Here is a 535-nt window from a genome sequence, read left to right on the forward strand (position 1 = left end):
GAGAGGCATCTCGTAGGTGCAATTCAAGCATGCTCCCGCTGCGGTGTCAGCGAAGTTCGATGATCCGAATCTTGTGTCGGCCGCAGGGCTGGTCCCGATGCTCCGTCTTGCCCGTTCTGCGGGGCTCGATCAGCTCGCGCAGGTCCGGTTGACGGTCCCGTCGGATAAGGGTGCGAACGCGGGCGGCAAGGTGATGGCGCTGGTGGCGGGGATGCTCGCCGGGGCGGACTCGATCGACGACATGAATCTGCTGCGTCATGGCGGGATGGGCCGGTTGTTCGATCGGACGTATGCGCCGTCGACGCTGGGCTCGTTCCTGCGGGAGTTCCGGTTCGGGCACGTCCGCCAGCTCGACGCCGTCGCCTCACGGACCCTGGTGAACGTCGCGCAATCCGCGCCGCTGCTGCGGGCGTCGAACGACGAGCGGGTGATGGTGGATCTGGACGACACGATCATCGAGGTCCACGGATACCAGAAGCAGGGCGCGTCGTTCGGGTACTCCGGCGTCCGCGGCCTGAACGCCCTGTTCGCCACG

Annotated in this window: 1 pseudogene; it reads left to right on the top strand. The window is 66.5% G+C overall.

Features of this window, described 5'->3' with window-relative positions:
- Positions 1-16: 16 nt before the first annotated feature.
- Positions 17-535 (top strand): annotated as a pseudogene (locus tag MIC448_RS12820) (IS1380 family transposase); the annotation flags it as partial.

The organism is Microbacterium sp. C448 (assembly GCF_000582705.2).
GTDB classification, from domain to species: Bacteria; Actinomycetota; Actinomycetes; order Actinomycetales; family Microbacteriaceae; genus Microbacterium; species Microbacterium lacus_A.